The sequence below is a fragment of the Collinsella sp. CLA-ER-H9 genome (assembly GCF_040092295.1).
Classification (GTDB): Bacteria; Actinomycetota; Coriobacteriia; order Coriobacteriales; family Coriobacteriaceae; genus Collinsella.
The window spans coordinates 36,399-59,255 of the sequence record NZ_JBBNLV010000011.1; the positions used below are offsets into that span (position 1 = coordinate 36,399).

The following is a 22,857-nucleotide window of genomic DNA, read 5'->3' on the forward strand; positions in this document are numbered from 1 at the left end:
GGCTGATATTTTTTAATGGGATGGGGCTGTTGCTGTTGCGGCCTTGGAAACTGCATATCTTACTTTGGTCAGCCTACGATACATTGCCGGGGCCGGGGAGGCATACTTTGTTTTGAGAAGTTCGCGAAGCCCACTTCCAAAACCAAGCACCCCGCCCCGGCACTCGTGGGATAGATAAGAGGGGGAGTAGATGAGTTTTACGAGCGTGGCCTTGCAGATGGTGACGGTTTCTTTGCCGATCCTGTTGGGGTGGTGTATCGCCAAGCTGGGGTTTATGAAAGCGGAGTTCGAGCGCGAGCTGTCGCATCTGCTGTTGCAGGTGGCGCTACCGTGCTTGGTGCTTTCGTCAGCGCTGGGCGATGATGTGAAGCTTCCGAGCATTGCCGATACGTTTTCGCTCATGGGACTGTCCTTTGTGATGTATGTGGTGGCGACCGTTATCGCGTTTGCTGTCACCGCTGCTCTTCGCGTTCCCAAAGGGACGGAATGCTCGTATCGCTTCGCCGTGCTTTTCGGTAATGCCGGGTTTATCGGTTTTCCGGTTATTTCGGCGGTGTTGGGAAAACAAGCGCTGTTGTATGCATCGATTGCGCTTATCCCCCCAAACTTTCTTATGTTTACCGTCGGCGTTATGTTATTTAGCGGAATAGGTGGTGGCCTTAAAACGCAGATGCGCAATATTGCCGCCTGCTGCAAGAGTCCTGGTCTCATTGCAAGTACTGTTGTGCTTGGGATCGTGCTCACCGGATGGACCGATTGGGGCGTGCTGGGCGACTCGATTTCCATCGTTGGCACCATGACCACTCCTGCAGCATTGTTGCTCATGGGGTCGTCTATCGCCAAGTACCGTCCGCTCGAGATGCTCACCAACTGGCGTGCCTATGCTGCCGTGGCATTTCGCCTGGTTGTCGTGCCGGTGGCATGTCTTGCCGTCGCGCGCTTGTGGCCCGGCATGACGCCCATGTTTATCGCGACGCTTGTGCTCGATATGGCAATGCCGGTGGGCAGCAACGGTACGCTGTACTGCCTTCAATACGGTAAGGATGCACGCCCCATGATGCAGTGCACGTTTCTGTCGATCATTTGCTCCATTCTGACCATCCCGCTCGTAGCCACGCTGTGCGGGTAGGCATCCGGGACGGTCTCGCGCTGGGGCCTTGCCCGGCGGGATGACCTTGTCCGGGAAGTGGGCTTCGCGAACTTCTCAGAGGAAGGCACCCGCCCGGAGGCGGCCCTCTCGACCGTTTCGATCTGCGGCGCTGATATTTTTTAATGTAATGGGGACTTGGCTGTTGCTGCCTTGTGGATCGTGCATCCAACTAGGGTCAGCCAAGATTACATTGCCGGGGCCGGAGAGGCATACTTTGTTTTGAGAAGTTCGCGAAGCCCACTTCTCAAAACAAAGTATGCCTCCCCGGCCCTCGCCCGTATTACCCCGCTGGGCGAGCCATAGACGCCGCGTACCGATAGGGTGAGGTGGAGGCTTGAAATTGGTGCTATATTCAGCTTGAGTTGTTAAATGTTAGTAGGAGAGGCTGATATGGGGCTGTTCAAGAAGAAAAACCCGCAGGATGCCTTTGATCCCGATGTGTTTACCATCACGGATACGATTTTGGACCCGCCGCGGTTTACGTTTTTGCCGGCTATCTACCAGGATGCCACGCGTCGCAAGTGGGCCGTACATCAGCGCGGCGGCGAGCCGAAGATTTTTGACTATGCGGACGTGTTGCAGTGCGAAGTGGCCGAGGCGGGCGATCCGGAGGCCGATGAAGCGGTCTCTAAACAGGAATTTGCCCAGCGTATTCTGGCAAATCCCGCTAAGGCGGCAAAAATGAACGCAGCCAAGCGTAATATGTGTTTTGGTATGGGCGTTGTTGTGGCGGTTCAGACGGGAAAAGACGAGGTTTCCAAACTAGAGATTCCCGTTATGACCGATGAAGTCAAACGCGATTCAAGCCTGTATAAGTCGTATCGGAATGTCGCCGAGAAGATCAAGGCCGAATTTGATGCCATGGGTGGTCTGGCCTAATTTTGGCGACATACGTTTCTGAACGAGGAGTCTGTGCAATGGCAGGCGAATCTTATGCAATTCCCCCCAAAGATCGTGCTGTTGAGGGGATTCTTTGGTATATCCAGCACCATCAGCTTGCCGGCGGCGATCGCCTGCCGGCCGAGCGCGTGCTGTGCGAAGAGATTGGCGTTTCGCGTACGGCGTTGCGCGCCGGTATCACGCGGCTCATCTCGTGTGGAACGCTCGAGAGCCGTCGCGGATCGGGTACGTATGTGTGTCCTCCCAAACCGCTCAATATCTTTCAGGAAACGTATAACTTCTCCGATGCTGTGCGGACTGCCGGCCTGCACCCCTCTTCTCGTCTGGTTTCCACCGGGGCCATCGAGGCGGATGAGGCGCTTGCCGACAAGCTTGGGGTTGCTGTAGGCGCTCCTTTGCTCCGCATGCAGCGTGTTCGACTTATTGAGGGCGAGCCGGCGTCAATTGAGACGGCTCACGTTAACCTGTCCCTGTGCCCCTCGCTTCCCGATCACGATTTTGAGTGTGAGAGCCTTTACGATGTCTTGCTCAAAGAAGGCGGCGTGCGCGTTGAGCATGGACGTGAGCATATCTCCATCTCGCGTTTGAACGCCGAAGAGGCCGAGTTGCTCCAGCAAGAAGAGGGAACGCCGGTGTTCTATGAGAGCACGATAGAATTTGATAAGGACATGCGTTTTGTGGAGCATTGCAAATCGGTGATTTTGCCCACAAAGTTCCGCTTTGCCGATAACGGCGAAAAGAACGGCATGAGGAGCGTGGCAAGTGAACAATGGCTGAAACAGTAGATGCCACCCCGGTTTATATGCGCATTCGACGCCGCATCGAGGAGCGTATCGAGCGCGGTATATATCCCACGGGTTCCATGATTCCGTCCGAAAAAGACCTCGCCGAGGAATTTGGTACGACGCGCTTGACCATCCGAAGCGCTGTCGATGAGCTGGTTCGGCGTGGGCAGATTCGACGCGTCCGCGGAAAGGGCGCGTTTGTGGCACAGAAAGTGCCCGTTGCCTACGAGCGAACGGGAGGCTTTCGCGAATCAGTTCGTGCTTCGGGCGGCGAGCCGTCCGTCCGCATCCTCGCGCGTTCCAAGCGTTATGCGGGTCCATATTATGCCAACCTGTTTGGCATTGCCGAGGACGATTTACTGTATTCGATTCGGCGTTTGAACTGCGTCAACGGCGATCCCGTATCGATTGAGATGGCGTTCATCCCGTGCCTGCTGTTTCCCACAATCGAAGATATTGACGTGTCGGTCTTCAGTTTGTACGAGACCTATGAGATGTTGGGCCGAAAGCCAGTCATGGCACAGGAAAAGCTCGATATCGAAGCGCTGGGCGCGCGAGATGCCGGCCTGCTTGGACTGGAGCAGGGCGATCTTGCCTTGACGCTTGAGTGCGTGAGCTTCGATGCGAGCGGCCAGGCGATCGAGTACGTCAAGTCGTTTAACCGCGGTGATGCGGGTGGATATACCTATACGTACTAGCTGGTTTTTTGCATAACGGGCTGAAAAGCTGACGGAATTTTGATTTGTTGAGCAGACTGCATATACAACCTTACATGGCTCAAAATCGACCGTTCGCCGATGGGGATAAATTAATCGACAAAGAGGTATCAAAAAGCCGTAACCTGTAATCGTGATTGGTATCAAATACTAATGATTTGTTGCGAGGTGAGACGATGAAGATGCTCGATTACGTTCAACTCGCCCATGTGCGTATGGGAGAGAACCTCGAGCGTTCGTCTGAGCTGGTAGCGCAGCTCGTTGATATTTTCCAGTCCGGTTCTTTTGACGCGCTGCGCATCGTTGCTTCGGGTTCGTCGCGCCATGCCGCCGATTGCGCCCGCGATTACCTGCAAGATGCGCTGCAGATGCAAGTGTCCGTTGTGACACCCGAGGCCTTCGTCGATTTTGAACACACCTATCCGCAGCATGCGCTCAACATCGCCGTCTCGCAGAGTGGTTATTCGACCAATACGATTGCGGCGCTCGATTACATGCGCGCACACGATATGGCTGCAGTTGCGCTCACGGCAAACGTCGAGGCACCCATCAAGGAGCACACTGACATCGTTCTTGACTACGGTGTGGGCGTCGAGTCGGTGGACTTTGTGACTCTGGGCGTCGAGGTTCTCGTTGAGTACCTGGTGCTCTTTGGTATTTACGGCGGTCAGGCGCGCGGAACGATTGACGCCAAGGGCGTTGCCCAGCGTCTTGACGACCTGCGCGAGGCTATCCATGCCAATGCCGTGATGTGCAAGACTGCCGGGGCATATGTCCAAGACCGCATGCTCGAGCTTTCTGAGCACATGCCCGCCATGGTCGTCGGCAACGGCCCCAACTATGGCGTTGCCGAAGAGGCGGCCCTCAAGCTGAGCGAGACCATCAAGATTCCTGCCATGCATCACGAGGGCGAGGAGTTCGTCCACGGTCCCGAGATGCAGATTGTTCCGGGTTATCTGGTGTTTATTGTCGACGATCCGCAGGGGTCGGAGCGTCTTGCGAATATCGCCGATGCGCTATCGAACGTTACGACAAAAACGGTGCTGCTCACAGCCCATCCCAGGGGTAGGGCTCACGAGGTTGCGGTGCCTCAGGTGGCTCCGCTGCTCAGCGCAATTCCCAATCTTGTGTTCTTCCAGACGATTGCGGCAATAATCGCCGAGCGTCTGAAGTCATGGGACGTACACCCGTATCTCGATGCCGTCTCCAAACAGATGGAGGTCAAGGCAGAGGGCTACGAAGAGTCAGTCAATGCGCTTAAGGCCAAAGCGGCTGAGTGTTACGGAATGTAAGCGGGTTTTGATGCCCGTTGGCATGGGGGATGTGGAAACAACCCCCAGAAAGGAGAGACAAATGAAGGAAACCGAGAAGATCGAGATCATGCATTTCGACCAGGAGGGCTACCTCGAGGACGGCAAGACGCTCTACGAGACCGGCAAGAAGATGACCGCGCTCGCCGACAAGGTCGCCGACGAGGGCTACGACGCCGTGTTCCTGATGGGCGTCGGCGGCACCTGGGACGAGCTCATGCAGCTCGAGTACCTCATGAACAAGTTCGGCGACCGCGACCTCGAGGTCTACCTGATCCACGCCGCCGAGTGGAACGCCATGGGCCACAAGCGCATGACCGAGAAGTCCGTCGTGCTCACCGCCTCCGAGTCCGGCACCACCCCCGAGGTCCTCGAGGCCGTCAAGAAGATGAAGGACATGGGCGTGCGCGTCTACGCCATGACCAAGCCCGAGGGTCTCATCGGCCAGGCTGTGGGTGCCGAGAACTGCGTCGCCATGGCTTCTGACCATGGTTCGGGCGGCTGCGAGAAGGGCTACTACCTCGCCGACTGCTTCGGCCTGCGCCTGCTCAACCGCCGCGGCTGCTTCCCCAAGTTCGACCTGTTCATCGAGCAGACTAAGGATATCTGGAAGGACATGCTCGATATCCGCAAGCGCTTCGAGCCGCGCGCCGAGGAGCTCGCCAAGAAGTACGCCCTGGCCCCCTACACCATGTTCATCGGCTCCGGTGCCCTGTGGGGCGAGACCATCCTCTTCTCGATGTGCATCCTCGAGGAGATGCAGTGGAAGCGCACCCGCTACATCACCTCGGCCGACTTCTTCCACGGCACCCTCGAGCTCGTGGAGCCCGGCGTCCCCGTGTTCCTGTTCATGGGCGAGGACGAGAACCGCAAGCTCGACGAGCGCGTCCGCGCGTTCCTGACCCGCGGCGTGACCGGCGACACCGACATCAACATCATCGACACCGCCGAGTTCGCCATCCCCGGCCTTGACGACGAGTTCCGCGTCATCGTCTCCCCGTGGATCCTCTCCTCGCTGATCACCGATCGCCTTGCTGCTTACTACGAGACGGTCACCAAGCACAACCTCAACTACCGTCGTTACTATCACCAGTTCGACTACTAATCGGTGATAAATAAGCTACTGATCAAGAAGCACCCTGCCCGGGCGCATGCGTCCGGGCATTTTTATGCCGAAATTCGCAAGAAAGGGGAATCGAATGAGGCAGTTTATCGTGGCGTCCCATGCTCATTTCGCGTCTGGAATCGTCGAGAGCATCGGCCTGCTTTCCGGTGAGCGCGAAAACGTCCATCCGCTGTCTATGTATGTCGACGGAAACGAGGACCTGGTCAAGGAGACTGCAGCGATTCTGGACGGCTTTGCCGCGGACGATGAGGTCGTCGTTTGCACCGACCTCTTTGGCGGCAGCGTCAACAACGAGTTCACCAAGATCGTCCAGACGCGTCCCAACACGCATCTGGTGACCAATATGAACCTGCCGCTCCTTATTCAGCTGCTGTTCGTGCCCGAATCCACCCCGATCGATGAGGCCATTCGCCAGATCGTCGAGGCGGACGACACCAAGGTCAAGTACGTCAACGACCTGCTGGGGCAGGCCGAACTCGATGAGTTTTAATCGTTAGGAGCACATCATGATTCAGATGATTCGTGTAGATTATCGACTGCTGCACGGCCAGGTTGCCGTTAGCTGGACCTCGGCTTTGGGTGCCGACTGCATCCTGTTGGTGAGCGACACGGTCCTCAATGACAAGCTTCGTCTGCAGGCCCTGTCCCTTGCAAAGCCGGAGGGCTGCAAGGTCGTCGTCAAAAACACCGAGGATGCCGTCAAGGCGCTCCAGAGCGGTGTGACCGATAAGTACAAGCTCTTCGTGGTTTGCGAGACGATCCAGCAGGCCGGTGCCGTCGCCAAGGCGATGGGCGTCAAGAAGATCAACCTCGGCAATGTTGCCTTTAGCGAGGATGCCCGCCAGGTCTCGACCAGCGTGTTCCTTACGCCCGAGAACGAGGCCTACGTGAAGGAGCTGCTCGGCGAGGGCTATGAGCTGTTCATTCAGATGATTCCGGCAGATGCGAAGACTGACGCCGCGAAGGTCATCGGTTAGGGGCTGTCATGGTTATCAAGACAATCCTGATTTTCCTGATTGCCCTTTTGGGTTATTCCGAGTGGCTGACGGGCACGAGCTACCTCCAGCGCCCGATCGTGCTCGGACCTCTGGTTGGCCTTGTCATGGGCGACATGGTGACCGGCACGATCATGGGTGCCACGATGGAGCTTGCCATGGTCGGCGCCATCTCGGTCGGTGCGTATAACCCGCCCGATACGATTTCCGGAACCATCCTGGGCGTGTCGCTTGCCATGCAGGCCGGTGCGGACGCTTCGGCGGCCCTGACCCTGGGCATTCCCATCGCAACGATCGTCCTGGCGCTCGATACCGCCCTGGGCCAGCCGGTGATGCTGCTGCTGGTGCACCGTATCGACAAAAACGTCGAGGACGGAGACACCAAGGCCATCACGCGCAACATGCTTATCGCGGGTTATGCGCAGAGCTGGTGCGGCCTGCTGATTATTCCCCTGGCATTCTTCTTTGGCGCCGATGCCGTCGCCAGCCTGCTCAACATCATCCCCGATTTCGTTCAGACCGGCATGGATGTCGCCGCCGCCTTCTTGCCCGCACTCGGCTTTGCGATGCTGGCGCAGATGATTATGAACAAAACGGTGGCTCCGTTCTTCTTCGCTGGCTTCTTCCTCGTCGCCTACTTTGGCATTAGCACGACGGGCGTGGCGATCTTTGCCGCGATCATTGTCGTCGCGATGACGGTTTTGGGCGAGAAGAAAAAGGCGGAGCAGCCCGCAGTGGCAACCGAGGATCCTGCGATTGGGAGTGGGTTCGATGAGTTTTAAGTTTGAGTCTTCTTATGACGGGCTGATTTCCCGCGCAGACCTTAAGAAGCTGTTCTGGCGCTCGATTCCCTATGAGCATTCCTGGAACTACGAGCGTATGGGCCATATCGGCTTTATGTGGGCCCTTATGCCGATCCTTCGCAAGCTGTATCCGCAGGATGCAGACTTTAAGGCCGCACTCAAGCGCCATATGGAGCTCTATAACGTCACGCCGTACATCTCGACGCTCCCCATGTCCATTGCTGCCGCAATGGAAGAGGTCAACGCTACTGACGATAGCTTTGACACGAGCGCGATCTCTAATGTCAAGCTTGCTTTGATGGGACCGCTGTCCGGCGTGGGCGATGCCTTCTGCTGGGGCACGCTGCGAATTTTGGCAACGGGTGTCGGCACGTCGCTGGCGCTGCAGGGCTCTATTCTTGGCCCGATTTTGTTCCTGCTCGTGTTCAATGTTCCTCACTACATCATCCGTTACCTGCTGACGTTTGTGGGATATCGCTTTGGCTCGGACATGATCAGCAAGGTCCAGGAATCGGGCATTATGGACACGATCGTCAAGATGGCCTCTATCATGGGCGCCATGGTGATCGGTGCTATGACCATGGAGATGGTCACCGTGGACATTCCGCTCATGGTCGGCGCGGGCGATGGCGCTCAGACGCTCGCCGAGCTGCTCAACGGAATCTTCCCGGGCTTTGTCACGATGGGGCTGTTTGGAATCGTCTATCTCATGCTCAAGAAGAAGATGAATCCGCTGCTCATCATGCTCGTGATCCTACTCGTGAGTATCGCCGGCGCGTTCTTTGGAGTGCTTGGTGTTCAGTAGGGCATCCGTCATAATTAAAACAATGTAAGAGGGGGCGTCGCGCACACTGTGCTGCGGCGCCCTTTTGCCGAAAGGTGGACAAGATGGAGTATCCACAGCTTGCCGTCATGAATATCAGCCATCGCTATTTTGACCTTGAGGAATTCTTTTCCTCGGCAGCGGCCTCGGGCTACACGTGTTGCGAGCTTTGGACCGGGGCGATGCATCTGTATGTCGATTGCCATGGATACGATTCGCTCGAGCAGGTGCGGGAGCTGTCGCAGCGGTATGGAGTTCGGATTGTGGGACTTTGTCCCGAACAGAACAACCCCAAGCCGTGGAATATCGCGGCGCGCGGGAATGAGGCGCGTGCCCGCACGCTCGCGTACTTTAAGAACGTTGTGGATATCGCGGCGGAACTTGGAGCCGAGCAGGTCATGGTCTCGAGCGGCTGGGCATTTTTGAACGAGCCGATCGAGGACGCGTGGGGTCGCAGCGCCTCGATGCTGCGTGCGATTGCCGAGCATGCGGGAGAACGCGGCGTGCGACTGGTGCTCGAAGCCCTACAGCCGGTTGAGTCGATGATCGTGAACTCGGCGGCCGATACGAAGCGCATGATCGAGGCAGTTGATCATCCGGCACTTAAGGCGTGTCTGGATATGGGCGCCATGGCGGTGGCGGGGGATACCATCGACGATTACTTCGATCTGCTTGGCGATGATGTCGCCCACGTGCATTTTGTCGATGTTGCGGCAGATGGCACGACGCATCTTGCTTGGGGTGACGGCGACCGCGATATGCGCGCTGACCTGGATAGGCTGGTGGCGCGCGGCTATCGCGGAGTTGTTTCGGCCGAGACCTATGACGGGCGCTATTTTGCCGACCCCGCAGCTGCCGATGCGCAGGTAATGGCAGAGTATCGTCGTGCGATTGGCGCCTAGGTGGGGTTGGGCTGCGGCAATCTGCCCCATGTTTCCAAATGAATACGCTGTGAGCCGTGAGAGACGATTCTCCCCGCAAGCACTCTAGTATGCTAAAGTACCCAGAAGACCGGCGGAGCTATGCCGGTCTTCTGCTCTAGGTGAAACACAGCATGAGGAGGCTCACCAGATGACGGCCACACCGTGGGGGTTCCGGGACATATTGCCCGAGGAGGCTCAGGCGCGCGAGGAGATCGCATATACGGTGAAGGGCTGCTTCAGGGAGCATCATTACCTTCCGGTCGAAACGCCGCTGCTCGAGGACAAGGGTTCACTCGAGGAAGGCGGCCGCATCGCGGACACGCCGTTTAAGCTTTTTGACGATGATGGCCGTCTGCTGGTGGTCCGTCCCGACAACACATTGCCGATCGTGCGTCTGGTCTCGACCCGCATGCGCGCGGCCGACCTGCCCCTGCGCCTGCGCTATGAGGCGCCGGTGGTTCGCGAGTGCCAGCGCAATGCCGGTGGCTCGCGTCAGTTTACGCAGCTGGGCTTTGAGCTTATCGGTGCGGGCGATACCGCGGGCGATGTCGAGATTGTCTCGCTCGTGGCCGAGGCCGTGCGCGAGCTGGCGCTGCCCGATGCGCGCATTATCGCAGGCAGCGTGCGTCCGTTTAAGGAGCTGCTCGCGGCGTGCGAGGATCGCGAGCTGGCCGCCGAGGCCTTGCGCTGCGTGCACGCCAACGACTTTGTGGGCCTCGATGCCCGCGTGGCGGCAAGCGCCGAGTCCGATGCCGTCAAGGCCGCCATTAGCGAGCTGCCGCGCTTGCACGGCGGCGCCGAGGTACTCGACCGCGTGGACGCGCTGCTGGAGGCCGCCGGTATCGTCGCGCCGCTGACGCGCGAGCTGCGTGCCCTGGTCGAGGGCCTGGCACCCGAGGACGCCCAGGTGCTGTCGTTCGACTTCTCTATCATGAACTCTTTCGATTACTACACGGGCCTGGTCTTTAAGGCCTATGCCGGCGGCTTGCCCGATCCGGTCGGTTCGGGCGGACGCTATGACTCCATCTTTACCGGCGCATTTGGCGACGGTATCGAGGTGCCGGCGGCGGGCTTCGCCTTTTCGCTCGAGCGCTTGGAGGCCGCGCGCACCTCGGCCGAGGATGCCGCTTCCGATGGCGACCATGCCGCGGGCCGTGGCGCCGAGGGTCCGCTGCGCATCGCCGTGCCCAAGGGCTCGCTTAAGGCCGACACACTCGACGTGCTCGAGGCAGCGGGCCTGGATGTCTCTGAGCTGCGTGACCCCGGCCGTCACCTGATTGTGCGTGGTCGCGACACGCGTGCCGGCGAGGGCACGGTCGGCGATATCGAGTTTGTCATCGTGCGCCCCAGCGACGCGCCCGCCTTTGTGGGCTGCGGTGGTGCCGATTGCGGCATCTGCGGTTGGGACTCGCTCATCGAGGCAGACCTCAACCTGCTGCAGCTGGTCGACCTGGGCTATGGCCTGTGCACCTTTATCGAGGCGGAGCCCGCATGGCGCGCCGGTCAGGCCGAGCGCAACTATGCCCGCCGCGGTTCGCTTCGCGTGGCAACCAAGTACCCGCGCATCGCGAGTGCCTGGTATGCCGAGCGCGGCGTGAACGTCGACATCGTTTCGCTACACGGCAACATCGAGCTGGGCCCCATCGTCGGCATGACCGATCGCATCGTGGATATTACCGCCACGGGTGCCACGCTGCGCGACAACGACCTGGTCATCGCCGGGCGCATCATGGACTGCACGGCCCGCTTCTTTGTCAATCCGGGCGCCGCGCGCCTGGATCCGCGCGTACGCAATCTGGCAGATCGCTTGGCGGCAGCCGTGAAGGACAAGCATTTTGAGCCCGTCGCGGGCTCGGCACAATAGCGCGAGCACGCACGGGCGCCCCAACGTACGGGCTGCGGGCCGGTTGGCGCCGCCGCCCGGCCTCTCGTTTTTCGAACACAACTTCGACCGATAGGGGATACCGATATGAAGACTATCAAGCTTGCTCCCGGTGAGCGTCTCGTTACCAACCAGCTCAACCGCAAGGGCGTGCTGCCGCAAAACATCGTCGACGCCGCCCGCGATATCGTGGCCAACGTGCGCGCCAACGGCGATGCCGCGGTGCGCGATTACTGTCAGCGTTTTGACGGTGTTGAGCTGCAGAGCTTCCGTCTGCCGCAAGAGCAGATCGATGCCGCGCTCGAAGGCCTCGACCCGGCCTTTGTCGCCGCACTCGAGAAGGCCGCGCGCCAGATTCGCGAGTTCCACCAGCGCGAGGTCGAGCAGAGCTGGTTTACCACGCGTGCGGACGGCACGATGCTCGGCGTTAAGGTAACTCCGCTCGCGGCGGCCGGCATCTACGTGCCGGGCGGTCGCGCGCAGTATCCCTCCACCGTGCTCATGAATGCCATTCCCGCCAAGGTGGCCGGCGTCAAGCGCATGGTCATGGTGACCCCGCCGCAAAAAGACGGCCTGATCAGCCCCTACACGCTCGCTGCGGCAAAGCTCGGCGGCGTGGACGAAATCTATATGGTGGGCGGCGCCCAGGCCGTGGCCGCGCTGGCGTACGGTACCGAGACCATTCCGCGTGTCGACAAGATTACCGGCCCGGGTAACGCCTTTGTCGCCGCCGCCAAGCAGATCGTCTCGGGTGATGTGGGTATCGATATGGTCGCCGGTCCCTCCGAGGTCTGCGTGCTGGCCGACGCCACGGCCAAGCCCATGGTGGTCGCGGCCGACCTGATGGCCCAGGCCGAGCATGATCCGCTGGCGGCCTGCTATCTGGTGACCTGCGACGAGCAGTTTGCGCGCGAGGTCGAGGCGGGTATCGACATCCTGGTGGCACAGTCCCCGCGTGCCGAGATCACGCGTGCCTCGCTCGACAACGAAGGCGCCATCGTGGTGGCCGCCGACATGGCGGCTGCCGTCGAGGCCGTGAACACGGTGGCACCCGAGCACCTGGAGTTACACTGCAAGGACGCGATGGGGCTGCTCGGCGGTATTCGCAACGCCGGTGCCATCTTTGTGGGCGCTTGGAGCTCCGAGCCGCTCGGCGATTACGTCGCCGGCCCCAACCACACGTTGCCGACCGGCGGTACCGCCATGTTCTCCAACCCGCTTTCGGTCGAAGAGTTCGTCAAGCGCTCGAGTGTCATTTGCTATACGCCCGAGGGCCTGCTCTCCGACGCTCCCGCCACGCAGCGCCTGGCCGAGGCCGAGGGCCTGTGGGCACACGCGCTTTCCGCCGCACTGCGTCGCCGTGTGCTGGAGCAGGGCGAGGATGCCGTGAGTGCCGAGTCTCTGGCCGCGGCCGACCTGACCAAGGTCGCCTGGCCGGGCGATGCCGTGGCGACGGTTGCCGAGGGCGTGGACCTGGCGGCGGCTGCGGGTGGTGCCGGCGCGACTGGCAAGGAGGCCTAATATGGCCGAGCTGACGCCCCGCATGAAGGGGCTCGTCCAGCCTTACCTGGCCGGTATTGAGCCCTACGATCCCAACTTTACGTCCACGCACATCAACCTTTCGGCCAACGAGAATACCTATCCCGTGCCGGCCGGCGTGCGCGAGGCGGTCGACGCCGCCCTGGCCGCTACACCGCTCAACCGCTATCCCGATCCCATGTCCTGTGACCTGCGCGACGAGCTTGCCGCTTGGCATGGTGTGGCGCGCGAGAATGTCTGCGTGGGCAACGGTGGCGACGAGCTGCTCTATAACTACCTGCTGGCGTTTGGCGGCGCGGGGCGGACCCTGCTCAACTGCCCGCCGTGCTTTAGCGAGTATGCGTTCTTTGCGTCGCTCTGCCAGACCGAGGTGCGCGACGTGTGGCGCGACCCCGCGACCTTTGAGCTCGACCGGGCAGCCGTGCTTGCGGCGGCGCCGGAGTGCAACCTGGCGATCGTGACCTCGCCCAATAACCCCACGGGCGACGTGGCGCCACTCGACTTTGTCGCGGCGCTGTGCGATGCGTGCCCCGGCATGGTAATGGTCGACGAGGCCTACGTTGAGTTTGCCGACGATTCGTTTGGCGCGGCCACCACGGCGCAGGGACTTATCGCCGAGCATCCCAACCTGGTGATTTTGCATACGCTGTCCAAGGCGTTTGGCGCCGCCGGAACGCGTCTGGGTTACGTGATCGCGGCACCGGAGGTCATCGACGTGTTCGCGGCGATTCGCCAGATCTACTCGGTTAACGTGCTGAGCCAGGCCGCCGCGCTTGCCTGCGTGCGTGCCCGCGATGCGTACGCGCCCGTGGTGGCACAGGTCGCATCCGAGCGCGAGCGCGAGCTGTGCGCCCTGCGCGCGATGGCTGCCGAGGGTCTACCCGTGGAGGCATGGCCGAGCGCGGCGAACTTTGTGCTTGTGCGTACGCCGCACGCCACGCGCGTGCGTGAGCGTCTGCGCGACGAGTATTCGATTTTGGTGCGCGACTTTAGCTACGCGCCGGGGCTTGCGGACTGTCTGCGCATTACCGTGGGTACCCCGCAGGAAAACGACGAGGTGCTGGCTGCGTTTGTCGCGCTGGTGAAGGAGGAGATGTAGATGGGCCGTTATGCCGAGGTGACTCGCAAGACGGGGGAGACCGACATTGTCGTAAAGCTCGACCTGGACGGAACCGGTACGTGCGATATCTCGACCGGCGTACCGTTTTTCGACCACATGCTCAACGCCTTTGGCCGCCATGGCCTGTTTGATTTGACGGTGCATGCGGTAGGTGACGTTGAGGTCGATGCGCATCACACCGTCGAGGACACGGGCATTGTGCTGGGCGAGGCGTTTTGCCAGGCGCTGAGCGACAAGGCGGGCATTACGCGCTTTGCCGACGCGGCGATCGCCATGGACGAGACGCTCGTGATGGCCGCCGTGGACATTTCGGGTCGCGGCCAGGCCTATTGCGAGCTGCCCGTGCCGACCGAGCGCGTGGGCAGCTTCGATACCGAGCTGGCCGTCGAGTTCTTCTGCGCCTTTGCGCGCGATGCCAAGCTCACGCTGCACGTGCGCGAGCTGGCGGGTGGCAACTCTCATCACATTATCGAGGCCGCCTTTAAGGCCGTGGGCCGCACGATGCGCTGCGCTTGCGAGCTCGATCCTCGCGTGCAGGGCATCCCCAGCACCAAGGGCACGCTGTAACTGACGGATCGCACAAACCACCACAAAGGGGACAGGCACCTTCGTGGTGGTTTTGGATGATGAGAAGAGGGAGGGTCGCGTGGGCGAACCGAAGATCGTGGTGGTCGACTACCGCAAGGGCAACTTGTCGAGCGTCGTGCGCGGGCTTGCGCGCGCCGGTGCCGCCGCTTGCACGTCGGACGATCCGGAGCAGATCCGCAGCGCCGACGGCCTGGTTATCCCAGGCGTGGGCGCGTTCTATGACGCGATCGCCTTTATGCGCGAGAGCGGCGAGGCGGACGCGGTGCTCGATGTCGTTGCCGCCAGAACTCCGCTGCTCGGCATCTGCCTGGGGCTTCAGCTATTTTTTGAGCGTGGCAACGAGGGCGTGCCTGCGGACGCGGACGACGATGCCTCAGAGCAGGCCGGTGGCCCCTGGGTCGATGGCCTGGGTATTATGCGCGGTTCGTGCACGCGCTTGGAGTCGAGCCGCCTGAAGGTGCCGCACGTGGGCTGGGACCAGGTGCACATGACGCCTGCCGGTGCGGTCGATCCGCTGCTTGCCGGTTTTGCCGAGGGTGCCAACATGTATTTCACCCACAGCTACGCGGTGGCCGACGACGCCGATGCCGCCGATGTGCTGGCGCGCACGCACTATACGCGGAGCTTCCCGTGCATCGTGCGCCATGGCAACGTGTGGGGCTGCCAGTTCCATCCCGAGAAATCCTCCGCGCTGGGTCAGCGCATCCTTAAGAACTTCGTCAACATCGTCGAGGAGGGTGGCCGATGATTCTGTTTCCCGCAATCGATTTGATCGGCGGCAAGGTCGTGCGCCTGGAGCGCGGCGACCGCAGCCGCTGCAAGGTATATTCCGACGACCCCGTGGCCGTTGCCCGCTCGTTTGCCGAGCAGGGCGCGAGCTGGGTGCACGTCGTCGACCTGTCCGCTGCCTTTGGCGAGGACGAGGACGTATGTGCCGCCAACTCGGCGGCGATCAAGGCCATCTGCGGCGTCGACGGTCTGTCCGTGGACGTGGGCGGCGGTGTCCGCTCGCTCGCACGCATCGACGAGCTGGCCGGCTATGGTGCTCGCCGCATCGCGTTGGGCACCGTGCTGGTGACCGAGCCGGGTTTTGCCGAGGTAGCGGCCCAAGGCTTTGGCGAGTTGCTGGTGGCAGACATCGCCGCGCGCGACGGCCAGGTCAAGGTGAATGGCTGGCGTGACGGCGCGGGCGTGGCGCTCGACGATGCCGTGGCGCAGCTTTCCGAGCTGGGCTTTAAGCACCTGGTGTATACCGACATCGCGCGCGATGGCATGCAGACGGGCATCGATGTGGCAGCGTATCGCCATGTGGCCGAGGTTGCGGGTTTTCCCGTCGTGGCTTCGGGCGGCATCTCGACGCTCGACGACATCCGTGCGCTGGCCGCGGTGGGTGAGGGCGCGATTGAAGGCGCCATTACCGGTCGCGCTCTCTACGAGGGAAACTTTACGCTGGCACAGTCGCTGGCCGCCGTCCGAGGGGAGGAGTAGCCCATGCTTACCAAACGCGTGATTCCCTGTCTGGACGTCAAGGACGGCCGCGTGGTCAAGGGCGTCAACTTTGTGAGCTTGCGCGATGCGGGCGATCCGGTGGAGCTGGCGCGCGCCTACGACCGCGAGGGTGCGGACGAGGTCGTCTTCCTGGACATTACCGCCACGAGTGACAACCGCGCAACGACCATCGAGATGGCGGCGCATGCTGCCGAGGAGCTGGCCATTCCCTACACCGTGGGCGGCGGCTTTCGCGACCTGGCGGGCATGCGGACCATGGTGGCTGCCGGTGCCGACAAGGTATCGCTCAACTCTGCCGCAGTGCGCGACCCATCGCTGATCAGCCAAGCTGCCGCGGCGTTTGGCAGCCAGGCCGTGGTCGTGGCGATCGATGCCAAGCGCGTGGGGCTGCCCGGGGAGCCGGGCGCCGATAAGTGGGAGGTCTTTACCGCAGGAGGCCGCAACGCCACGGGTATCGACGCGGTGGCGTGGGCCGAGGAAGCGGCTCGTCGCGGCGCCGGCGAGATCCTGCTGACCAGCATGGATCGCGACGGCACCAAGGCCGGCTTTGACCTGGCACTCACCCGTGCCGTGGCGCGCGCGGTGCCAATCCCCGTCATCGCGAGCGGCGGCGTGGGCACGCTCGAGCATTTTGCCGAGGGCGTGATCGAGGGCGAGGCCGATGCCGTGCTGGCGGCGAGCGTCTTTCACTTTGGAACCTTCAGCATTCGCGAAGTCAAAGAGTATATGGCCAGCCAAGGCATTCCTGTGAGGCTGGACTTCTAATGCTGCGGCTTGCCCAGGCACCCGACCTTTCGGCTCCAACCCTCCTCGCGTACTTAAGTACGCGTCGTCGGGCTTGTCGCTCGTAATCTCGGGCACCTGGACAACCCTCGCCGACCTGCGAAGTTTGAATTTGGGAAGAGAAATGGAAGAGATAACCGATCCTTCAAAGCTTACATACGACGCCAAGGGGCTGATTCCTTGTGTTGTTCAGCAGTATGACACCGGCGAGGTGCTTATGGTTGCCTGGATGAACGAGGAGTCGGTGGGGTTGACGCTCAAGACCGGCACCACGTGGTTTTGGAGCCGTAGCCGCCAGGAGCTCTGGAACAAGGGCGCGACGAGCGGCAATATGCAAGCGGTCAAGGAGCTCTGGGCCGACTGCGATAGCGATACGCTGCTGGTCAAGGTTGACTCGCCGGGTCCGGCCTGCCACACCGGCAACCGTACCTGCTTCTTTAAGAAACTCGCGTAGGACGGGCGCTCGACTAGGCGCTTGGCCAACCAGAAAGGATTGAACTATGGGTGTGCGCACCGCAAACGTTCAGGATGGAAATATCGGTGAGACGCTGACGGGGCTCGCCGAGGTGATTCACGGCCGTCGCGACGCATCGCCGCAGGAGAGCTACACCGCTCGTCTGCTGACCGACGTCGAGGACGAACTGCTCAAGAAGCTTGCCGAGGAGGCGAGCGAGGTCATCATGGCCTGCAAGGACAACGACCACGACCACATCCGCTACGAAGCTGGCGATCTGGTCTACCACCTGCTCGTGACGCTCGAACGCTACGGCATCACCCTCGACGAACTGGCCGGCGAACTCAACGCCCGCCGCCACTAGTCATTGGGTAGTCATTGGGGACGTTCTTAAACGACTAGTCGTTTGGGACAGTCTTTGCCGACGCTGCCAAATAACATGCCCAATTACTACGATGAAACTGGATCTGCTGACCACATGTCGGTTTTGAGCAAATCGTCAACGCTTCTACCTGCGGTTTTATTTTCCGCATTAAGCCGATGGTCGGAGGTTTGCGGTTCATCGTAGTAAAAGGGCGTTTTTTTGGCGGGCGGTGTTGCACGGGCGTCGGTGGTGAGCAAAACGACCTGTTTTCCTCCGTCCCCAAGGGGTCATTTGTGAAGAGTGTCCCCAACGACTAGTCTTAGGCGAGGGGCGTGGGCTCCCATTCTCCGGTGAGGTGGGGGATGTCGAAGGTTCGATAGCTACAGTCGTAGGCGTGGGCCTGGGCCTCGCGGATGTTCCAGCAGATGTCGCAGGCGCGGTGTGCGTCCGAGCCAAAGGTAATGGGCACCTCGGCATGGGCAAAGCAGCGCAAGAGGCCGGTCGCGGGGTAGTAGTCGTCGAGCCCCTTGCGCGACGCGGCAGTCGAGACCTCAACGCGCCGATTCGTGTCGTGTGCGCATTCTGCCATCTGCCCCCAGAACGGCGCGGGGTCAAAATCGGGTGCAAAGCCTTCCTTCGAAAAGCGCATGACCAGGTCGGGATGAGCCATCACATCAAAGTTAAGCGAGCTTTCGCAGGCGCGACACCAGTCGTCGACGTAGCGCTCCCACACGCCGCGCACGCCCAGGTTTTCCCAAACGTGCAGGTTGGTGTCATCGTCGATCCAACCGCAGCTCGAATCGGGCGTGTCGGGACGAGCGACGTCCTCCGCCCCCGCCGCGCCCGCAGCGCCTGCCGCAATATCGCCTGGGTTGCCAATCCAATGCACGCTGCCCAGGCGTACCACGGCGCCTTCGGACCAGCGCTCAACCAAAGGCTCGCAGTCTTCGTACCAATCGCATTCAAAACCATAGATAAGCTCGAGCTCCGGCGCGATCCGCGCGGCAAGCTTGCGGGCGTCTTCAAAAGCCAGACGATGTGCCGGCAGGTCGCCCTCGACAACCTGCACCTCGCAATTGGAATCCATGCTGGCGGGCAGGGTGAGGTGGTCGGTTGAGACCATGACACGGCAGCCTGCCGCAGCAGCGGCGCGAACGTTGTCCTCAAACGAGGCGTGCCCGTCCGAGAACGAGGTGTGGGTATGGCAATCGACCAGCGGGCAAGCAGACATGGCGGCTCCTTTGCGTCAAGCGAATCCGCTCCATTGTAGCGGCGCGGCCCTCGATGCGACGAGCGCGCTGGGGTGTCGGTTTCTTGCGGACAAGGAAAATCGCGCTCATCGCGCTCCGCCACATCCACGCCGCCCGCGATGTGTTAGCGTTTGGATGAACAAAACGAGCCCACGCGGAAAGGAGCCGGACCGTATGCCATGCGATAGCAAATCCCCGCTGTCCCGCGAGACCGATGCGCCAGAGACCATCGTCAAGCTGGAATGCGATATCGACGACGCGTCGCCCGAGGTGCTCGCCTACGCCGCCGACCGCCTGCGCGAGGCCGGTGCGCGCGAGGCGCACTGGCTGCCCCTCTATTGCAAGAAGGGCCGTCCCGGCTGGCAGTTGCAGGTAATCTGTACCCACGAGGATATCGAGCGCCTGCAGACGATTATCTTTTTGGAAACCACGACCAATGCCATCCGCCGCCAGGTCATGGAGCGCGTTTGCCCGCCACGCCGCTTTGAGCGCGTAACGACGCCATGGGGCGAGGTGTCCGTCAAGGTGGCCACCCTGCCCGACGGCAGCGAGCGCGCGGCGCCCGAGTACGAAGACTGCGCCCGTCTTGCCCGTGAGCACGACGTACCGCTCCAGCGCGTGATGCAGGCGGCCCAGAGCGCGGCGCTGCGATTTGAATAACAAGATCGTGCGGCGCGCCGCGACCGGCTCCGTCAACTCCATCCCGAAAGGATCCCTCATGAAATACCTCATCGCCTCTGACATTCACGGCTCGGCATATTGGACCGAGCGCCTCTGCGCCGCCATCGAGTCCGAGCAGCCCGACCGCATCGTCCTGCTGGGCGACCTGCTCTATCACGGTCCGCGTAACGACTTGCCGCGCGACTACGCTCCCAAGCGTGTGATTCCGCTGCTCAATGCCCTGGCCGACCGCATCATCGCGGTGCGCGGCAACTGTGACGCCGAGGTCGACCAGATGGTGCTCGATTTCCCGGTCATGGCCGACTACGCCACGCTGTTTGACGAGACCGGCCGTGAGCTGTTCCTGACGCACGGCCACGTCTTTGGCGCCGGCATGCACAACAGCGTCGACCACGCGCCCGCGCTGCCCGAGGGCTCCGCGCTCGTCTACGGCCATACGCACATCAAGGTTAACGAGGCAAGCGCCGCGCACCCGGGCCTGTGGCTCTTCAATCCCGGCAGCGTGAGCATTCCCAAGGACGGTACGCACAGCTACGGCATCTACGAGGGCGGCGCGTTCCGTCACGTGGTCCTGGAGGAGGAATAACCATGGCGCAGCACATGGCTCAGCAAAATACCGAGGGTTCGCGCGACCTGTCCACGCTGGTCGACGCGTCGGCCGAGCTGCAGCATCTGGTGCAGACTATCTGGCGTCTGCGTCAGCCCGATGGCTGCCCGTGGGATCGCGAGCAGACGCATCAGAGCATCGGCAAGAACATGATCGAGGAAGCCTACGAGGCGCTCGATTGCATCGAGGCCGATGATGCCACGCATCTGCGCGAGGAGCTCGGCGACGTGCTCATGCAGGTAGTACTGCATGCGCAGATTGCGGCGGACGCCGGCGAGTTTACGCTGGCCGACGTGGCGCGCGATATCGACGCCAAGCTCATCCGCCGCCACCCACACGTGTTTGGCGATGCGGACGCCGAGAGCTCCGACGAGGTGCTCAAGATTTGGGATGAGGTCAAGCTTGCCGAGAAGGTTGCCAAGGACAAGGCCGTGGCAGCGGGCGAAGCTGCGCCCGAGGGTCTGCTCGACGGCGTGCCCACGCATCTGCCGGCGCTGATGCAGGCGCAGAAGGTGTCGCGCAAGGCGGCTGCCGTGGGCTTTGAGTGGGAGACGGTCCAGGATGTGTGGGACGAGGTCGCCGAGGAGCGTGCCGAGTTTGAGGCCGAGGCCCCCGGAACGCCCGAGCGCGAGATGGAGTTTGGCGACCTGCTCTTTGCCCTGGTCAACGTTGCGCGCAAAGAGGGCATCGACGCCGAGAGCGCCCTGCGCGCGAGCACGGCCAAGTTTCGCCGTCGCTGGGCTGCGATGGAGGCCGCCGTGCACGAGGCGGGCGATGACCTCGCCGCCTGCTCAACCGCTCAACTCAACGACCTGTGGGACCAAGCAAAAGCAAGCGAGTGAGGCCTGCGTCTCTCACGGCATCCATTCGTAGAGAGGTCTCTACAAGCAAAAAGCCATATACAACGGAAGATGTGCCAGCTGTGCTTCGGCATCCCACTCGAGTTGTTTAGGGTGCAACACGTAAGCCATCCCAATCTTCTTGTTAAAGCGCGCGCGGAATCGGTCGAGGGAGATGGTTCCGTATCTGCGTGGCGACTTAACTTCGATGGGGCTGATGCGCGGCTTTCCGGCGGCATTGACATAGGGTCGGGTAACGAGGAAGTCGATTTCCATGCGCTCCTCCCCCTCCTTCTTTCCGCTTTGGGAATAAAAGAAGAGTCTGTATCCATTGGCCTTTAGAGATTGGGCAACGTAGTTTTCGGTAAGCATTCCTTCGTTCAATCCGATGTCGCCGCGAAGCACGGCCCTGTAAACGTCTTCATCGGTATCGTTGTTGTCAGAGAAGGCAAGCGTTACAAGCAGGCCGGTGTCCGCCATGTAGCACTTGAGGGCCGTTTGCTCCATGCTGAGTGAAAGGCCCACGCTCGGTTCGCTTGCGGCATAGCAGATATTGGCAATTCGCGCGTCTGCCAGCCAAAAGAAGGCTTCTTCGTAGGTGCGCATGCGTGCGTTTTTATCAAGTGAGGAAAGCTTGAATCGTTTTTCGTGCCTAGAGAGCTGACCCGGGATGCCATCGAGTACGGAGACGACTTTGAATTCGTAACCGGTTGCAAAACGAGAGATATCGTTGCGATAGAGCTGGACGATTCGGCGCTTCGAAGCGTCGACGGGCGCAAAAGCGCGCTGTTCAACATAGATGGATACCGGCTCAGGCATGCCGCCTACGAGCATGTATTCGCGCATAAGGGAGAGCGCTCTGCGATGTAGGGCATCGGGGAGCGGCTTCATCTTGTTAAAACTCATGCGAATGAGATCGGCCAGCCCCTTTTCGTCCATGCCCCAAAGAAACTCCTCAAAGTCGAGGGGTTCAAGTTCCAGAGACTCTTCCTCGGATGGGATGACGATATCTTTAATGTTCTGCTTGATGCTGAGCAGGGATCCAGTTTCGATGTAGTCGTAACGTCCGTCTGCAACGAGATACTTGATGAGTCCGCGTGCTTGCGGGTACATCTGGACCTCGTCAAAGACGATAAGCGTCTCGTGTTCATAGAGTTTGACGTTATAGAAAACCGAGAGATAGAGGAAGAGCGAGTCGAAGTCAGTGCGATAGTCCTCAAAATATTGCTTAACTTCGGCAGGTGCTTGAAAGAAATCAATGACAAGGCAGGACTTGTATTCGGTTTCTCCAAACGTGCGGGCAAGCGTGCTCTTGCCGACGCGGCGGGCTCCTTCAATAAGAAGTGCTGTTTTACCAGCGTTTTCATGCTTCCATTTTAGTAGTTTGTCATAGGCTTTTCGTTTAAGCATGGCTACCTCGTACACGATATCCAGAACTTTTATAACCTGATTATGCACGATATCCAGAACTTCAGACCCTTAGAATTGCACGATATCCAGAACTTTGAACGATGTAAAAGCACATTATTGGCTCTTTCATTCGCAAGCCAGGTAAAGACGGTATGCCGATAGAAGAATTTAATGGGGGGTGTTCCTATAGTTTTGTCAACTGGGCAATGCTGTTTTCGAGATTGAATCGCGACATGCTAACGCCAGGCCTTTCGGCCGATGGGCTCCAATCTGTTCGGAGCGCTTCGACTAGGCGGCGTA

Annotated in this window: 25 protein-coding genes; 23 read left to right on the forward strand and 2 right to left on the reverse strand. The window is 60.6% G+C overall.

Annotated features, from left to right (window positions below; translation table 11 throughout):
• Window positions 1-190 precede the first annotated feature (190 nt).
• From AAAX73_RS07255 to hisE, 20 genes are all read left to right on the forward strand, one after another.
• Window positions 191-1,129: an AEC family transporter gene (locus AAAX73_RS07255; RefSeq protein ID WP_349125514.1), complete on the forward strand. Its 939-nt coding sequence runs from the start codon at window positions 191-193 to the stop codon at window positions 1,127-1,129.
• A 411-nt stretch (window positions 1,130-1,540) separates the two neighbouring features.
• On the forward strand, window positions 1,541-2,029 hold the full coding sequence (locus AAAX73_RS07260) for a hypothetical protein (RefSeq protein WP_349125515.1): 489 nt from the start codon (window positions 1,541-1,543) through the stop codon (window positions 2,027-2,029).
• 38 nt (window positions 2,030-2,067) lie between these two features.
• Window positions 2,068-2,835 carry a GntR family transcriptional regulator gene (locus tag AAAX73_RS07265; RefSeq protein WP_349125516.1) on the forward strand — a complete coding sequence of 256 codons (768 nt, stop codon included), beginning with the start codon at window positions 2,068-2,070 and terminating at the stop codon, window positions 2,833-2,835.
• The gene (locus AAAX73_RS07270; protein ID WP_117638248.1) at window positions 2,820-3,533 is read left to right on the forward strand and encodes a GntR family transcriptional regulator; all 714 of its coding nucleotides are present in this window, start codon (window positions 2,820-2,822) and stop codon (window positions 3,531-3,533) included. The genes AAAX73_RS07265 and AAAX73_RS07270 overlap by 16 nt, the downstream gene beginning before the upstream one ends.
• A gap of 194 nt (window positions 3,534-3,727) precedes the next feature.
• Window positions 3,728-4,843 carry an SIS domain-containing protein gene (locus tag AAAX73_RS07275; protein WP_349125517.1) on the forward strand — a complete coding sequence of 372 codons (1,116 nt, stop codon included), beginning with the start codon at window positions 3,728-3,730 and terminating at the stop codon, window positions 4,841-4,843.
• A gap of 61 nt (window positions 4,844-4,904) precedes the next feature.
• Window positions 4,905-5,966: an SIS domain-containing protein gene (locus tag AAAX73_RS07280; RefSeq protein ID WP_349125518.1), complete on the forward strand. Its 1,062-nt coding sequence runs from the start codon at window positions 4,905-4,907 to the stop codon at window positions 5,964-5,966.
• 94 nt (window positions 5,967-6,060) lie between these two features.
• Window positions 6,061-6,477 carry a PTS fructose transporter subunit IIA gene (locus tag AAAX73_RS07285; RefSeq protein WP_349125519.1) on the forward strand — a complete coding sequence of 139 codons (417 nt, stop codon included), beginning with the start codon at window positions 6,061-6,063 and terminating at the stop codon, window positions 6,475-6,477.
• A gap of 16 nt (window positions 6,478-6,493) precedes the next feature.
• Window positions 6,494-6,964 (forward strand): PTS sugar transporter subunit IIB, encoded by a 471-nt coding sequence (locus tag AAAX73_RS07290; RefSeq protein WP_099432278.1) that lies wholly within the window; start codon window positions 6,494-6,496, stop codon window positions 6,962-6,964.
• A gap of 8 nt (window positions 6,965-6,972) precedes the next feature.
• A complete protein-coding gene (locus AAAX73_RS07295) occupies window positions 6,973-7,764 on the forward strand; it encodes a PTS sugar transporter subunit IIC (RefSeq protein ID WP_117640903.1) in 792 nt (263 codons plus the stop codon).
• On the forward strand, window positions 7,754-8,590 hold the full coding sequence (locus tag AAAX73_RS07300) for a PTS system mannose/fructose/sorbose family transporter subunit IID (RefSeq protein ID WP_349125520.1): 837 nt from the start codon (window positions 7,754-7,756) through the stop codon (window positions 8,588-8,590). Before AAAX73_RS07295 ends, AAAX73_RS07300 begins: the two co-directional genes overlap by 11 nt.
• 83 nt (window positions 8,591-8,673) lie before the next feature.
• Complete coding sequence (locus AAAX73_RS07305; protein WP_117640904.1) at window positions 8,674-9,510, forward strand: sugar phosphate isomerase/epimerase; 837 nt, start codon at window positions 8,674-8,676, stop codon at window positions 9,508-9,510.
• Between the two features lie 169 nt (window positions 9,511-9,679).
• Window positions 9,680-11,395, forward strand: a complete 1,716-nt coding sequence (gene hisG / locus AAAX73_RS07310) for an ATP phosphoribosyltransferase (RefSeq protein WP_349125521.1) — start codon at window positions 9,680-9,682, stop codon at window positions 11,393-11,395.
• 105 nt (window positions 11,396-11,500) lie between these two features.
• Window positions 11,501-12,934, forward strand: coding sequence for a histidinol dehydrogenase (gene hisD / locus AAAX73_RS07315; protein WP_349125522.1), 1,434 nt, complete (start codon window positions 11,501-11,503; stop codon window positions 12,932-12,934).
• 1 nt (window position 12,935) lies between these two features.
• Complete coding sequence (hisC, locus tag AAAX73_RS07320) at window positions 12,936-14,051, forward strand: histidinol-phosphate transaminase (RefSeq protein ID WP_349125523.1); 1,116 nt, start codon at window positions 12,936-12,938, stop codon at window positions 14,049-14,051.
• Window positions 14,052-14,639, forward strand: coding sequence for an imidazoleglycerol-phosphate dehydratase HisB (gene hisB, locus AAAX73_RS07325; RefSeq protein ID WP_349125524.1), 588 nt, complete (start codon window positions 14,052-14,054; stop codon window positions 14,637-14,639).
• A gap of 79 nt (window positions 14,640-14,718) precedes the next feature.
• Entirely contained in the window at window positions 14,719-15,408 is a 690-nt protein-coding gene (gene hisH, locus AAAX73_RS07330) for an imidazole glycerol phosphate synthase subunit HisH (protein WP_349125525.1), read from the forward strand.
• Window positions 15,405-16,148, forward strand: a complete 744-nt coding sequence (locus AAAX73_RS07335; protein WP_349125526.1) for a HisA/HisF-related TIM barrel protein — start codon at window positions 15,405-15,407, stop codon at window positions 16,146-16,148. The genes hisH and AAAX73_RS07335 overlap by 4 nt, the downstream gene beginning before the upstream one ends.
• Before the next feature lie 3 nt (window positions 16,149-16,151).
• Window positions 16,152-16,934: an imidazole glycerol phosphate synthase subunit HisF gene (gene hisF, locus AAAX73_RS07340; RefSeq protein ID WP_006235891.1), complete on the forward strand. Its 783-nt coding sequence runs from the start codon at window positions 16,152-16,154 to the stop codon at window positions 16,932-16,934.
• A gap of 142 nt (window positions 16,935-17,076) precedes the next feature.
• Entirely contained in the window at window positions 17,077-17,406 is a 330-nt protein-coding gene (gene hisI / locus AAAX73_RS07345; RefSeq protein ID WP_148332627.1) for a phosphoribosyl-AMP cyclohydrolase, read from the forward strand.
• Window positions 17,407-17,452: 46 nt separating this feature from the next.
• Window positions 17,453-17,770 carry a phosphoribosyl-ATP diphosphatase gene (hisE, locus tag AAAX73_RS07350; protein ID WP_006235893.1) on the forward strand — a complete coding sequence of 106 codons (318 nt, stop codon included), beginning with the start codon at window positions 17,453-17,455 and terminating at the stop codon, window positions 17,768-17,770.
• Window positions 17,771-18,089: 319 nt separating this feature from the next.
• Here hisE and AAAX73_RS07355 read toward each other — a convergent pair whose 3' ends face one another.
• On the reverse strand, window positions 18,090-19,001 hold the full coding sequence (locus tag AAAX73_RS07355) for a PHP domain-containing protein (protein ID WP_349125527.1): 912 nt from the start codon (window positions 18,999-19,001) through the stop codon (window positions 18,090-18,092).
• A 193-nt stretch (window positions 19,002-19,194) separates the two neighbouring features.
• On the opposite strand from AAAX73_RS07355, the gene larC reads away from it, so the two are divergent.
• Genes larC through mazG form a run of 3 tightly spaced genes read left to right on the forward strand, consistent with a single transcriptional unit; the run spans window position 19,195 to window position 21,150 of the window.
• Window positions 19,195-19,680, forward strand: a complete 486-nt coding sequence (gene larC / locus AAAX73_RS07360; protein ID WP_349125528.1) for a nickel insertion protein — start codon at window positions 19,195-19,197, stop codon at window positions 19,678-19,680.
• 58 nt (window positions 19,681-19,738) lie between these two features.
• Window positions 19,739-20,287: a phosphodiesterase gene (gene yfcE / locus AAAX73_RS07365; protein ID WP_349125529.1), complete on the forward strand. Its 549-nt coding sequence runs from the start codon at window positions 19,739-19,741 to the stop codon at window positions 20,285-20,287.
• Window positions 20,288-20,289: 2 nt separating this feature from the next.
• On the forward strand, window positions 20,290-21,150 hold the full coding sequence (gene mazG, locus AAAX73_RS07370; RefSeq protein WP_349125530.1) for a nucleoside triphosphate pyrophosphohydrolase: 861 nt from the start codon (window positions 20,290-20,292) through the stop codon (window positions 21,148-21,150).
• A gap of 39 nt (window positions 21,151-21,189) precedes the next feature.
• On the opposite strand, the gene AAAX73_RS07375 is transcribed toward mazG, so the two are convergent.
• Window positions 21,190-22,557, reverse strand: coding sequence for an ATP-binding protein (locus tag AAAX73_RS07375; RefSeq protein WP_118081468.1), 1,368 nt, complete (start codon window positions 22,555-22,557; stop codon window positions 21,190-21,192).
• Window positions 22,558-22,857: the final 300 nt, after the last annotated feature.